Source organism: Dysgonomonas hofstadii, from assembly GCF_014196915.1.
Lineage (GTDB): Bacteria > Bacteroidota > Bacteroidia > Bacteroidales > Dysgonomonadaceae > Dysgonomonas > Dysgonomonas hofstadii.
On the sequence record NZ_JACIEP010000001.1, the window covers coordinates 386838 to 401354 of the forward strand.

The 14517-nt window shown below is 41.1% G+C and carries 9 protein-coding genes; 6 read left to right on the top strand and 3 right to left on the bottom strand.

Annotated elements, in window-relative coordinates; all coding sequences use genetic code 11:
- Positions 1-3: 3 nt before the first annotated feature.
- The 3 genes from GGR21_RS01140 to GGR21_RS01150 form a co-directional block, all read right to left on the bottom strand.
- Positions 4-834 (bottom strand): glycoside hydrolase family 16 protein, encoded by an 831-nt coding sequence (locus tag GGR21_RS01140; protein ID WP_183305301.1) that lies wholly within the window; start codon positions 832-834, stop codon positions 4-6.
- A 107-nt stretch (positions 835-941) separates the two neighbouring features.
- On the bottom strand, positions 942-2507 hold the full coding sequence (locus GGR21_RS01145; RefSeq protein ID WP_183305302.1) for a RagB/SusD family nutrient uptake outer membrane protein: 1566 nt from the start codon (positions 2505-2507) through the stop codon (positions 942-944).
- Positions 2508-2529: 22 nt separating this feature from the next.
- Positions 2530-5700 (bottom strand): SusC/RagA family TonB-linked outer membrane protein, encoded by a 3171-nt coding sequence (locus tag GGR21_RS01150; protein ID WP_183305303.1) that lies wholly within the window; start codon positions 5698-5700, stop codon positions 2530-2532.
- 273 nt (positions 5701-5973) lie between these two features.
- On the opposite strand from GGR21_RS01150, the gene GGR21_RS01155 reads away from it, so the two are divergent.
- From GGR21_RS01155 to hutI, 6 genes are all read left to right on the top strand, one after another.
- Complete coding sequence (locus tag GGR21_RS01155; protein WP_246347955.1) at positions 5974-8805, top strand: triple tyrosine motif-containing protein; 2832 nt, start codon at positions 5974-5976, stop codon at positions 8803-8805.
- A 183-nt stretch (positions 8806-8988) separates the two neighbouring features.
- Positions 8989-10977 (top strand): urocanate hydratase, encoded by a 1989-nt coding sequence (locus GGR21_RS01160; protein WP_183305304.1) that lies wholly within the window; start codon positions 8989-8991, stop codon positions 10975-10977.
- A complete protein-coding gene (locus GGR21_RS01165) occupies positions 10974-11795 on the top strand; it encodes a hypothetical protein (protein WP_183305305.1) in 822 nt (273 codons plus the stop codon). Before GGR21_RS01160 ends, GGR21_RS01165 begins: the two co-directional genes overlap by 4 nt.
- 4 nt (positions 11796-11799) lie before the next feature.
- Complete coding sequence (locus GGR21_RS01170) at positions 11800-12060, top strand: hypothetical protein (RefSeq protein ID WP_183305306.1); 261 nt, start codon at positions 11800-11802, stop codon at positions 12058-12060.
- 21 nt (positions 12061-12081) lie between these two features.
- Positions 12082-12984, top strand: coding sequence for a glutamate formimidoyltransferase (ftcD, locus tag GGR21_RS01175; protein WP_183305307.1), 903 nt, complete (start codon positions 12082-12084; stop codon positions 12982-12984).
- A 97-nt stretch (positions 12985-13081) separates the two neighbouring features.
- Positions 13082-14326: an imidazolonepropionase gene (hutI, locus tag GGR21_RS01180; protein WP_183305308.1), complete on the top strand. Its 1245-nt coding sequence runs from the start codon at positions 13082-13084 to the stop codon at positions 14324-14326.
- Positions 14327-14517 lie beyond the last annotated feature (191 nt).

Sequence of the window (14517 nt, forward strand, 5' to 3'; positions counted from 1 at the left end):
AGCTTATTTTTGATATACTCTTACATAATCTATTTCGTAAAGGGCTGGGAATATTGCGGGATCCACTCCTTCCCGCCCACCCCAATCTCCTCCTATGGCAAGGTTGAGTTTCAGATAGAATGGTTTGTCGAATGGCCATGTCTCCATATCTCCTTTTTTGTCATTCTGGAATGTGAAATAATGGATACCGTCAACATACCCTTTGATATAGTCTTCTGTCCATTCCACACTGTATGTATGGAATTCATTTTCTATATCTTTTATATGATGTTCTGCCGATTTTTCTGTTTTTATGGCATGGTTATAGGCTTTTGTATGTATAGTGGCATGGGTGATGCCCGGTTTATAGCCTACGTATTCCATGATGTCTATTTCGCCGTCTAGCGGCCAGTGTTGAAAATTTTCGGGAAGCATCCAGAATGCAGCCCATGTTCCTTTTCCTGCGGGGACTTTAGCCCGCATCTCAAAATAACCGTATTTCCACGATTTTTTTGTGTTCATCCGTGCGGATATAATATCGGATCCCTGATATGGGATTGCTAATTTGTAGGCTGTTATTATCAGTGAGCCATTTTGTATTTTAGCTACCGTGTCGTTGCCTGATACACGGTCTACATAGTTTTGCAATTCATGATTTCCCCAGCCATGATTTCCTGTTTCGAACCACCATTCTTTGTAAGGGAGGGTTTTCTGATTGTTGTTAAACTCATCCTGCCACACAAGGGCGTATCCTTCGGGGACAAAGCCGGAGGGTTTGGCGTACGTTTCGTTTTGAGCGTAGGCAGAATGTATGCTTGTCGCAAGAAACAGAAGAAAGAAATATATCAATTTCATGGCTTTATTTTGAAAAAGGCTGCCTGTAGGAATTGGCTTTCATATCAGGCAGCCTGTGAATAGTTTAATGAAGTGTGAAACCTTTAAGTACTCGTTTACTTTATAGCTTAATACGGATTCTGAACCAGAGAGCCCTTCGAAGCCTCAATCTCACCCTGAGGAATAGGAAGATATTTTTTATTCTCGGTCCACTGAACGCGTTCAGGTATTGCATCTATTATATAAGAGCCTCCTTTTTTATCCAATACTTTTCCTCCTTTAGCTTTTAGTACTTCGGCAGCTTTTCCAAAGCGCACAAGGTCAAAATAGCGTTTTCCTTCGCCAACAAACTCAAGACGGCGTTCCAGCAAAATATTATCGAGTGTTGCAGGAATAGATGTCAGTCCGGCACGGTCACGTACCTGATCCAGATATCCTTGAGCTGAGCCATCGCCGGTACGTAAAGCCAGTTCTGCTGCATTTAATAATGTTTCTGCATAACGATAGATGCGTAGATTGTTGTCCCAGTTAAGGTCTGAACTACCCAGACTGCCTGTATTTCCACCTATACGTCCTAAATATTTTCTCAGGAAAAAACCGGTGTTTTGGTAACGTCCGCCATAAGTAACGGTTATGTTATTAGCCGCGTTATCTGCAATGTATTTTTCCATATTGAGTATACTGAGATCGCGGCGTTTGTCGGCAGGATCAAAGGCATCGTAAGCTTCTTTGGCCACAGGCTCGAATCCCCAGCCGCCTACATAATCGGGACTACCGCTTAATCCATCGATGCCAATCATGGCCGGAACGACTGTTCCTCCGGTAGAGACGGCGCCATCGTCATCCCAGTTTCTCTTACCACCTTTAGCTATATAGTTGATGTCGAAGATTGTTTCGTTATTCCACTCATATTCTGTTTCCCAAAGATTTCCATATGGCTGTAAAGAATATTGAGTTGAAGAAATAATGTCCTTCATATATTTCAGGGCTTTACCATATTTGGATTCGTCTTTCTGATACATTACAAATTCTGCATATAACATTGCTCCCATTGCCTGTGTGGCACGTCCTGCCCATTGGGCGGATTCTTTCATCGGTAATACATTGCTGTCAAGTACATCCGCCAGATCAGCTTCTATCATGTTATATATCTCAGTAGCTGTTTTTTGTTCCGCTATATAAGGATATTCAAGATTCACATCATAATATGGGACGTTGCCCCATAATTTCCACAATACGGAGTAGTACCATGCACGCAATACACGCGCCTCTGCTATAAATTTATTCCTGTCGGCTTCAGCCATTTCCATCTCGTTTACATATTTTATGATAAGATTCGAGCGGTTGATCCCTGTATAACTGGCACTCCACGCACCGGCGATAGAATTGTTAGGATCGGACAGGTATTGTGATATCAGGTGTAGCTGGCCCTGGTCGCTGGTATTAGATCCTCCTACATATACATCATCACTCATACAGTCGTATAGGAAAGACAATGGTGCCCATCCCCGGTAGTAGTCGTACCATTGTGAAGGCTGGTATGCTGCGACTACCGATTCCATGATGCGGCTTTGTGAGTCGTAATATCCATCTACAGGCAGCTTACTGGACGGTTCGACAGATAAGAAATCGTCTCCGCATGAAGTGGCTCCGAACATAGTCAGAATAATGCCACAAGTTATTATTTTTTTCATATCGTTTATCTTTTTCTATGTATTAAAAATTAAGATTGAAACCAACAGTAAAGGTGCGTGCTTGTGGATAGATACCTCTGTCGATGCCGCTTGAATTACCATAAGAGATTTCCGGATCGAAGCCTTTGTAACCGGTCAATGTCAACAGGTTCTCGGCTGCCACATACATTCTCAGGCTCGAAACAAAAGCTTTACTTGTTAACTTTCTTGGAAGGGTATAACCCAGTTGAATGTTTTTCAAACGCATGTAGGAACCGTTTTTAATATAAAGATCCGAAACACGGTTGTTGTCATTGTTATTTGTCCATGAGTAACGAGGCATCTTATTTGAAGTTCCTTCCCCATGCCAGCGTCCCATCATCTCTTCGGATAGATTCACATAATTCAGGTCTACCCGGCGGGTTGCATCAAAAATGTCGTTTCCGATAGTCCCTGAAATCAACATACTGAAGTCGAAATCTTTCCAACCGGCCTGGAAGTTGAAACCGTATGTCCAATCCGGAGTTCCTTTACCAATTTTGGTTTTATCCTTATCATCGATTACTCCATCTTTATAGACATCAACGAAGATTACGTCTCCCGGTTCGGCGTTCGGTTGCAATTTTTCACCTTTGTCATTTACATAGGCGTCGATCTGAGTCTGGTTCTGGAAAATACCAGCAGTCTTGTATCCATAAAAGTATGGATATGGTTGTCCGTTTTCGGCACGGCTGACATTTCCTATAATATGTACATGGTCAGACATTTCAAAACCATCGGCGTTACCCAGATCGATCAGTTTGTTTTTAAGGTAGCTGATGTTGGCGCTGGTTCTGAAGTTAAAGTCTCCTACTTCGAATTTATATCCCAGATCCATTTCAATACCCGAGTTTTCCATATCTCCTACGTTACCCCATGGTAGTTTTGCGCCCAGATAATTAGGGATACTCATTTCTTTCAACATTCCGTTTGTCTTCTTTTTGAAATAGTCTACACTGAATGTCAGGGCATTTCTAAGGAAAGCAAAGTCAAGACCTGCATCATACTGTTCCGATTCTTCCCATTTCAGGTTTGGATTAGGGGTTCCTGTAGGTCTGCTACCTCCAATGATCGATTGGTTAGTACCTCCGCCAAATACATAGTTGGCATTCATCTGAACATTAGCTGCATACAAGAATGGATCGATGTTTTCATTACCATTCTTACCCCATGATAAACGAAGTTTTGTACTTGTCAGCCAGTTTGGACGGTTTTCCATAAATTTTTCGTTTGTAAGATTCCACCCCAGAGAAACAGAAGGGAATGTAGCCCATTTATTATTTGCTCCGAATTTTGATGAACCGTCGCGGCGGACAGTGAACTGGAACATGTAACGCTCGTCGTAGTTATAGCTGAGACGTCCGAAATATGAAGCTAATGTAGTAGGATCAAAAAGTCCGCCTTCTGCCATTTGCTTTCCATCGGAAGGCAATCCTGAAGTGAAGTCAATATTTGCTTTGTCTCCCATCAGACCGATCATATCGGTACCTTCTCCTTTCAAACGGCGGCCTGTATACTCTTTTGCCGACTGTCCTAAAACAACAGAGAATGAATGTAGATTGAAAGTCTTGTCGTATGTTAATACATTTTCAATTTGCCATGTAGAGCCACGATTCATTTCCGACCAAACGTTCGATTTGTCATTGTGAGCATTAGCCGCGATAAAATAAGGCTTACTCCATCCGTCAGTACCCCAGAATGCCAGGTCGACACCGTAAGATGTTTTGAATTTCAGGTTATCCCAAATGGATAATTCGGCAAAGAAACTGGCAACAATTTTATCTGAATTGTATTTTTCTCCCGGCAAAGACAAATAAGCCAGAGGGTTGGATATTTCGTTAAAATCTTTATTCGGAATATTCAATAATTTACCTGTTTTAGCATCTCTTATCGGATCGCCATATTTTTGGGTGTCGATATTATGTTCTTTTATCAGGTCTGCTTCGTTATCTGCATATACGTCCATTAATGGGGAAAGGAACATGGCATTACCCAATGCCGAGCCGGTCAGACTGTTAGTCTCTATAGATGTATTTTTAATGCGGGAATAGCCTGCATTTACACCAATTACCATTTTCTTTAACCAGCTGCGTTGATTGCTTTCGTCAAATAAGGTATAGTTTGAATTAGAACGCATAGACATACGTCTGTAGTTGGAGCGTCCATAGTCACCACCTACAATACCCTCCTGGTTATAATAACCCAGAGATAAATAATAACTGGCTTTATCGGTGGCTCCGCTTACACTTATCTGATGATTTTGTACAGGTGCATCATAGTTGAAGGTTTCTTTCTGCCAGTCTGTACCTTTTCCATATTGGGCTACATTTGCGTACATATCTCCCTGTCCGGCATAGTTGCTGGCTTCGTTCATCAGGGTGGCATATTGGGTCCCGTCGAGCATTTTGCGTTCTCTCCACGGACGTTGCCATCCATAAGAGAAGTCATAGGTAACTTTTGTTTTCCCCAGCTTTCCGCTTTTAGTGGTTACCAGTACAACCCCGTTGGCTGCCCGTGTACCATAAACAGCACCTGCTGCTGCATCCTTTAATATTTCGATAGATGCGATATCACTTGGATTCAGATAATCAATTCCTCCATCGACAGGCATACCGTCAATAATATAAAGCGGATCGGAATTGTTGATCGTACCAGTACCGCGGACACGAATTTTTGAGGCTGCTCCCGGTTGTCCGGACGAAGTTGTTACCTGTACACCCGAGACCAAACCTTGCAAGGCATTATCTACTCGTGGTGAAGGGGCATTGAGTAAATCATCGGCAGTTACTCTCGAAATAGCTGCAGTAACCACGCTTTTCTTTTGTACACCATAACCGATCACAATTACTTCATCCAACATTTGTTGTGAAGCCGTTAAGTTTACATTGAGGGTTGTCCCGGTAGCCTGATGCTCTTGTGGATCATAACCCACATATGTGAATACTATCGTAGCTCCTTCGGGTACTTTAAGTGAATACTGACCGTCAATATCGGTCATCGTGCCGTTGGTTGTCCCTTTTTGGGCTACTGATACACCAATTAAGGTTTCTCCTGTTGCAGCGTCTGTTACAACACCTTTTATTTCGGATGTCTGTCCGAATGCAACAAAAGAAGAAAACATGAATAAAGGAAGAATGGTTAGAAACATTTTCCAGAATGAGGATTCTCTCTTCATGATTGCTGAATTTAAGGTTGGTATTAAATTATTTTATTAATGGTTATTAGACTCTTTGTGAAGATTCCTTTGCAAACCTACATGCTTATTCTAATAATTTAAAATATTTTAATACATCAAAAACTCAAATATCTTTTATTTTTAATACTACATCGATACTACACTGTGTTTTTATATAATTGATAATGATATTATTGTGAAAATAATTAATTGCGATTACATTTATTTATTATGAATATTGTATATTTGATTTTTACAAAAAAAAACAATTCGATGAGGAACTCAATATATTTAATTATTCTACTTTTTTTATTCTCTCCCCCAGGAAAAGCATCTCCTGTTTGGCAGCGGACAGTTATTAATTATGAACGCAGTCAGTATAAAGCAGGTTTTCAGAACTGGATGATTGCCCAGTCTGTGAATGGGTGGATGTATTATGCCAATTCGAAAGGACTTCTCGAATTTGATGGCATTAACTGGAATTTATATCCTATTTCAATAAATGCGGTGATGCGTTCACTTAAAATAATAGATGGCAGAATCTTCATAGGAGGAAGTACGGAATTCGGTTTCTTTTCGCCAGATGAAAAAGGATTATTAACATATCATTCTCTTTCCGAAAAGACGACTAATTGGGGAGGTGAAGTATGGAATATAGTAGATGGTGGAAATGATATCTATTTTTTGTCGGAACATCATATACATATTTATAATAAGACCGGAGGTGGCATAATCACTATAGATGCCATTATTAAAATAGATTGCTCCACTCTTTATCGAGGACGTTTATATATTGGAACTCCTGAGGGAATTTTTTATTTGAATGATAATAATATGCTTTCAAAACTATCGTCCTCCAGTGTTTTGAAAGGAGAAAAACTGGTAAGCGTATTGCCTTACGATAATAAGTTATTGGTGACTACAGCACGAAAAGGATTATACCTGCTTGAAGAAAATAAAATAGAAAAAATAACCTCGATCGCCGACGATTTTATCCGGGATAACCAATTATTCTGCACATCTATATCAGGCTCGAAAATAGCATTGGGTTCTGTGCAGAACGGGGTTTTGTTGTTCGACCTGAACAATGGTTCTTACAAGGAAACCTTCAACCTGAAAAACGGACTGAGTAATAATACTATTCTTAGTTCATTTTTCGATAAAGATCAGAATTTGTGGTTAGGACTCGACAAAGGGATAGGATATGTAAACCTGAATTCACCCATTCGTCCACTGTTTGCAACTACTTCGCCTATCGGGGCAGGTTATTGCTCGATAGTATATAACGGAGATTTCTACCTGGGTACAAATCAGGCTTTGTACCGGGTAGATAAATCAGGAGAATATCAACTGGTAAATGGTTCGGAGGGGCAGATCTGGTCTGTCATGATTATAGATAATACTTTATTCAGTGCAGGAGATAATGGTATTATGGTGATTTCTCCAGCCGGAGCATATAAGATAGATGTACCGGGAGCATGGCGTGTTTCTCCTTTGGCGGCAGATCAGAACAAGCTGATTGTAAGTACATATTCAGGCTTTTCTATACTGAAAAAAGAAAACGGGCGCTGGAATTATTCACACAAAGCTCCTGATTTTATCGATTCCTGCAGAGGGTTTATTGAGGATGAAGAGAACTATACCTTCTGGGTGGTCAATACGAATAGCCAGATACAGAAAATCTCCTATGATGCAGCTTTCAGCCGGATGCTTAACCGGAAATTATATACGATAAAAAATGCGCGGTTCGATGCGAATAATATTTTCAGGAAGATTGACAATAATCTGGTGGTATGTACTACCAATGGAATATATCAGTATAGCAGGATAACAGATTCTTTCGATCGTTATCCTCAATTGGAATCAATGCTGGATGGTCCCAGATACTATGAGTTCCTATATGCAGATGTGTACAAGAATATATGGTTCGTATCCGATAAGCAGCTCAAAATGCTACCTTATCAGAACGGCTATAAAGGATATTATAATTGGGGGCTGGCAGATGAATTGATCGACAGTTACGAGAATGTTTTCATGCTGGATTCGGCGAAGGCAATTGTGTCGGTTGATAATGCATTTGTAAGGATCGATCTGGCGAAAAGAACCGATTTGCCGCATGATATAAAAACGTACATAAGGAGGCTGGTCAGTAGCCGTAATGATAGTATAATCTCTTTCGGCAATACCGAAAACCCTGTAATGCTGCCATACCGGCTGAATTCTATAAGTGTGCACTATGCTGCTACAGATTATACAAGGATTCTGAATGTTTTGTATACCTATCGCCTGAAAGGATTGGACGACGACTGGAGTGTACCTGCTGCTACCACATCAAAGGACTATACAAACCTGCCCGAAGGAAAATACACATTCGAGGTAAAAGCTATTGTCAATGGGAATATAAGTTCTGCCATCACCTATATAACATTTACAATACAGCCGCCATGGTACAGGTCGGTATGGGCCTATCTTTCTTATGCCGCTCTGTTGATCCTGTTCCTGCTTGTTTTATACAAAAAAACAGTCAGCAAACAGAAGAAGATCATTCACCAGAAAGGTGAAGAGCTTATTGCCCAGTCGAAACGTTTTGAAGCTGAAACCAGGCAGAAAGATGAAGAAATTTATGAATTGCAGCACGAAAACCTGAAAAATGAATTGAAGTATAAAACCCAGGAGATAAACGGATACATATTGAACATTATCAGGAAGAATGAAATACTTGAGAATGTAAAAAAAGATGCATTGAATATTTCTAAAGCAATTGACGAAGATAAGCAGTTACCAATAATACGCCAAAAGGTAATGCGCCTGATTAGCCAGATCGACAGCAATATCGAGCATGATGATGATTTCGAGGTTTTCCAGTCTAACTTTGATCTGATCCATAAAGATTTCTTCAAACAACTGGATGAGAAGTTTCCGGAGCTTACACGAAATGATAAGATCTTATGCGCCTATCTGAATATGAATTTATCGACGAAAGAAATAGCCCCGTTATTGAATATTTCTGTCAGGGGAGTGGAAGTCAACCGTTACCGTTTGCGCAAAAAAATGAATTTAGACAGGGATGTTAGCTTGTCCGAGTTTTTGCAAAATTTAAAATAGCTTTTCTGTCATTTTGATAGTATTTGTGTTGTGTATTGTTCTTTTAGGTTTGAATGTGTCTTGTTGCGTCTAATGTATATGGGGTATTATATGATCTATTTGTCAATAAAATATACTTAAATCCTTTTATTCTAAAAATATAAATCTTATCTTCGAAAGTCATAATAGAGAATCGAAGATAGTATGGAAATAAGGCTTGATAATCGATTACCGCAATACCCTTCTTTCGCCGAAGGAATACGTCGTGCACCCGACAGAGGTTATAGGTTGACTCCGGCTCAGACCGAAGTTGCATTGAAGAATGCTTTGCGCTATATTCCAAATGAGTTACATGAAAGATTGGCTCCCGAATTTTTGGAGGAACTCAAAACGCGTGGACGAGTGTATGGCTACCGCTATCGTCCGCAGGGGGATATTTGCCCGAAACCAATCGATGAATATAAAGGTAATTGCATTGAAGGAAAAGCTTTTCAGGTGATGATTGACAACAATCTGTGCTTTGATATTGCTCTTTATCCCTACGAACTGGTTACCTATGGCGAAACAGGGCAGGTCTGTCAGAATTGGATGCAATACCAACTGATAAAGAAATATCTGGAAGTTCTTACATCTGAGCAAACACTGGTCATCGAATCAGGTCATCCGCTTGGATTATTCAAATCGAAACCCGATGCCCCACGTGTGATTATAACCAACTCTATGATGGTCGGCATGTTCGATAATCAGGCCGATTGGGAAATCGCTGCACAGATGGGTGTTGCAAATTACGGGCAGATGACAGCCGGAGGATGGATGTATATAGGTCCGCAGGGGATTGTTCACGGTACGTTCAATACTTTGCTGAATGCCGGACGCCTGAAGCTTGGTATCCCTCAGAATGAAAATCTGAAAGGCTACCTGTTTATTTCTTCCGGGCTGGGAGGAATGAGTGGAGCACAACCAAAAGCTGCCGATATCGCAGGGGCAGTTTCTATTACGGCAGAGGTGGATTATTCACGCATCGAAACCCGCTATAATCAGGGATGGGTGCATCATATTGTGTCGCATGAAAAGGATGCGTTTCAGCTGGCACAGAGAGCCCAAAGAGAAAAACGCCCGTGTTCCATTGGCTATTATGGTAATATTATAGATTTGCTCGAATATGCAGAGATCAATAAAATACACATAGATCTTCTTTCCGACCAGACATCGTGCCATGCTGTTTACGAAGGGGGCTATTGTCCTGTAGGCATTTCTTTCGAAGAGCGCACCCGTTTGTTGAAAGAGGACAGGGAGATGTTCCGTCAATTAGTAAACAGATCATTATGGCGTCATTTCGAAATAATCAGGAAGCTTACAGCAGCAGGTACTTATTTTTTCGATTATGGTAATTCCTTCATGAAGGCCATTTACGATGCCGGAATAAAAGAAATATCAAAGAATGGTGTTGATGAAAAAGACGGCTTTATCTGGCCATCGTATGTCGAAGATATTATGGGGCCCGAATTGTTCGATTACGGCTACGGTCCGTTCCGCTGGGTATGCCTTAGCGGAAAACATGAAGATCTTATAAAAACTGATCGTGCGGCTATGGAATGTATCGATCCCGACCGCAGGGGACAGGACAAAGACAACTATGACTGGATTCGTGATGCGGAAAAAAATCAACTGGTAGTAGGTACGCAAGCCCGCATTCTTTATCAGGATGCTTTGGGGCGGATGAATATTGCCCTGCGCTTCAATAAACTGGTGCGTGACGGCGAGGTTGGCCCTATTATGCTGGGGCGCGATCATCATGATGTTAGTGGTACGGATTCTCCTTTCCGCGAAACCGCCAACATAAAAGACGGTAGCAATGTGATGGCAGATATGGCTGTGCAATGCTTTGCCGGAAACGCAGCCCGGGGCATGAGTCTTATAGCCTTACATAACGGGGGTGGCGTAGGTATTGGCAAATCTATAAATGGCGGCTTCGGACTCGTTTGTGATGGCAGTGAACGAATCGATGAGATTATACGTTCATCCATGATATGGGATGTGATGGGAGGTGTAGCCCGCCGTTCGTGGGCACGGAATGATCATGCGATGGAAACCTGCGAATCGTTCAACCGGTCGCACGAAGAAAAAGGCTACCATATAACCATGCCTTATCTGGCAGATGAAAATCTTATAAAAGAATTGTGCAATAAATGAAAAAACTAATAATACTGATACTTATATTCTTTTCTATGAATTCTTTTTCCCAGACAATAAATCTTAGGGAAAAAGCAGAAGAAATCATGCAGGAGGGAAAGCTTCTTTACCGTCTTGAACTGGCTGCATGGCATGGGTCGGATATTTTCAGGAATAGTTTTCAGGAAAATGAACGTATCGGTGGCTATTTTTCCTATGTGGACAAAGATACTCCCAAATGTTTATTCTTTTCAAAAGGGGAAAACCCGAGAGTGCTCGGAGTAGTGTCGTTTGGTGATATCAGTATTGTTGAAACGGCGACGATCGATTTTAAGGAAAGGGATTTCAGGGATTTCGAAAAAGATCTGTATATCATACGGACAAAGGCGTTGGTTGAGGTACAGCAGGATACTTTATTTAAAAGCTATTCGAATTCAAACCTGAATCTTATCCCGGTATTCAATAAGGACGGAGGAAAAGTATATGCGCTCACGGCTCCAAATAAAGAAGGTGTAGTTCTTTTTGGTAACGATTATGTACTGACATTCGACAGGGAAGATAACCTGATCGGAAAGAAACAGATACATCAAAATCTGATCCCGATATATTTCGGAGAGAGTGAGGGAAAGGAAGTTGTTGCCACAGTACATTCACATGCTCCCGGAACAGGGGATTTTATTACACCTACCGATATTTGTACCCTGATGCTGTATGCTAAATTTGCCGAATGGAAAAGGCATTTTGTTATATCGGGGAATTATGTCAGTATATGGGATGTTGAAACTGAAACTCTTAAGATTATAACAAGAGAGGATTTTGAGAAAATGAAAGAGGAATAGTACAATGACCTTTAGTGAAAAGAAAATATATGACGCAATTGATTTGATCCTTTGGGAAGACTGGGATCCCATCGGAATCAATGATAATGAAAATATCAGGGATGAATATCAGGGATATACCCCTCTTATTTTCCGGCTCAAGATGCAGGGTGCCGATGAAGTGAAAATTTCCAAATACCTTTTCGAACTGGCTTGGGAAAATATGGGAATGACCAGCGATATGGAACATTGCCGGTTTGTAGCACATAAAATATTTGAAATCTGAAATCTTGAAATTTATATATTTATGAATTCGAATAAAATAGTTGAATGTGTTCCAAATTTCAGTGAGGGACGTGATCTGGAGAAAGTAGAGAAAATAGTCAGCGTTTTCCGTGCGAAAGAAGGTGTAAAACTACTCGATTACAGTGCTGACAAAGACCATAACCGTATGGTAGTAACAGTTGTTGGAGAGCCCGAAGCTCTTAAAAACGCAGTGGTCGAAGCCGTAGGCATTGCGGTGGATATTATCGATCTGACAAAACATGAGGGTCAGCATCCCCGTATGGGTGCAGTCGATGTCGTACCGTTTATCCCTATCCGCAATATGACGACAGAAGAAGCTGTTGCGCTTTCCAAAGAAGTGGCTAAAACTGTTGCCGACCGCTACAATCTGCCTGTCTACCTCTATGAAAAAGCCGCGTCTACCCCTGATCGGGAGAACCTGGCTAAGATACGCAAAGGAGAATTTGAAGGCCTGAAAGACAAAATGGCTAATCCGGAATGGAAGCCCGACTTTGGTCCTGATCAACCACACCCTACAGCCGGAGCAGTGGTAATCGGTGCCCGTATGCCATTGGTAGCATACAATGTAAACCTGAATACAGACAAACTGGAAATAGCTGATGCCATTGCGAAGAAAGTACGTTTTTTAGGTGGTGGTCTTCGCTTCTGTAAAGCGATGGGTGTGGAACTGAAAGAAAGAGGAATCGTGCAGGTGTCTATGAATCTGACTGATTTCACTAAAACAGCGATTTACCGTGCGCACGAACTTGTCCGCATCGAGGCCAATCGTTATGGGGTAGCTGTAGTAGGAGCGGAAATTATAGGGCTGGTTCCCATGGATGCATTGATAGATACAGCGGCATATTACCTCGGACTTGAAGATTTCTCTACCAAGCAGGTGTTGGAAACTCATTTGATGGAGTAGTTTTTCTTTTGTCTCTGTCATGTTGAGTGTAACGAAACATCTCTTTTAATATAGATTCTTCACTCCGTTCAGAATGACAAACTAACTAATATAAAATATGAGGCAAGGAAACTTAATCATAAAAAACGCATCCCAACTCGTCACTTGTAGTGCATTTTCAGCTAAGAAAGGACGTGAAATGTCCGATCTGCAAATTATAGAAGACGGTACAGTGATTATTACTGACGGAGTAATTACCTATGTTGGTAAGGATGCTGATTGTCCGGTGTTATCCGATTTTCCCAATCACAAGATTGTAGATGCTACAGGGAAAGCTGTTTTACCCGGTTTTGTGGATTCGCATACACATTTCATCTTTGGAGGTTACAGGGAGGAAGAATTTTCGTGGCGGATGCGTGGCGACAGCTATATGTCCATCATGGAACGAGGCGGCGGCATTCATAATACCATGACAGCTACACGCAAAGCCACTTTCGATGAGTTGAAAGAAGCAGGTCGTAAGCGACTCGATTCTATGCTTAAACTGGGTATTACCACAGTTGAAGGTAAAAGTGGTTACGGTATGAATAAGGAAACAGAGTTGAAGCAACTCGAAGTTATGAAAGCCCTGAACGAGGAACATCCTGTCGATATTGTCAGCACGTTTATGGGGGCGCATGCCACACCTGCGGAGTATAAGGGCAGGGAAGATGCTTTTCTCGATTATATGATAAAAGAAGTAATGCCCGAAGTTAGGGAGAAAGACCTTGCTGAATGTTGCGATATTTTCTGTGAGAAGAATGTATTCGATATCGGACAGTCAAGACGATACCTGACTGCTGCCCGTAATCTTGGTTTCAAACTGAAAATACATGCTGATGAGATTGTTACTTTAGGTGGAGCAGAACTTGCAGCCGAACTAAAAGCTCTTTCGGCCGATCATCTTTTACAGGCTTCGGATAATGGGATTGAAGATCTTGCGGAAAGCGGGGTAGTCGCTACATTATTACCTTGCACAGCATTTTCACTGAAAGAGCATTACGCCCGTGGGCGCTATATGATCGATTCGGGTTGTGCGGTGGCTCTGGCTACAGACCTCAATCCGGGAAGTAGTTTTACCAACTCTATCCCTCTGCTTTTTGCTTTAGCCTGTATTTATATGCAGTTATCACCTGAAGAAGCAGTAGCAGCCCTGACTATCAATGGCGCGGCGGCTGTCGGCCGGGCTGATAAGATTGGTAGCATAGATGTAGGGAAACAAGGCGATCTGGTGATACTTGAATTCCCGTCATATAAGTTTTTGCCTTATCATATAGGGATGAATATTGTGGAAAAAACAATTAAGAACGGGGTTGTTTATTAATTTCAAGATTTCAGATTTCAAAATTTCAAGATTGGCTAACACCGATTTTATTTGAAAATGATTATATAATTTTGAAATATAAATTATGGCAAAAATAAAAAGGTTTTATCAAATATCTTAAACAAGCAGAAATAAACGGACTAAAGAATAAATAAAATATTAATAACATGAGATTTCAGCCTATCAATCTT

Coding starts and splice junctions, on each gene's coding strand:
- GGR21_RS01145 (WP_183305302.1), bottom strand. CDS start 2,507: ATGAAAAAAATAATAACTTGTGGCATTATTCTGACTATGTTCGGAGCC.
- GGR21_RS01140 (WP_183305301.1), bottom strand. CDS start 834: ATGAAATTGATATATTTCTTTCTTCTGTTTCTTGCGACAAGCATACAT.
- hutI (WP_183305308.1), top strand. CDS start 13,082: ATGAGGCAAGGAAACTTAATCATAAAAAACGCATCCCAACTCGTCACT.
- GGR21_RS01150 (WP_183305303.1), bottom strand. CDS start 5,700: ATGAAGAGAGAATCCTCATTCTGGAAAATGTTTCTAACCATTCTTCCT.
- ftcD (WP_183305307.1), top strand. CDS start 12,082: ATGAATTCGAATAAAATAGTTGAATGTGTTCCAAATTTCAGTGAGGGA.
- GGR21_RS01160 (WP_183305304.1), top strand. CDS start 8,989: ATGGAAATAAGGCTTGATAATCGATTACCGCAATACCCTTCTTTCGCC.
- GGR21_RS01155 (WP_246347955.1), top strand. CDS start 5,974: ATGAGGAACTCAATATATTTAATTATTCTACTTTTTTTATTCTCTCCC.
- GGR21_RS01165 (WP_183305305.1), top strand. CDS start 10,974: ATGAAAAAACTAATAATACTGATACTTATATTCTTTTCTATGAATTCT.
- GGR21_RS01170 (WP_183305306.1), top strand. CDS start 11,800: ATGACCTTTAGTGAAAAGAAAATATATGACGCAATTGATTTGATCCTT.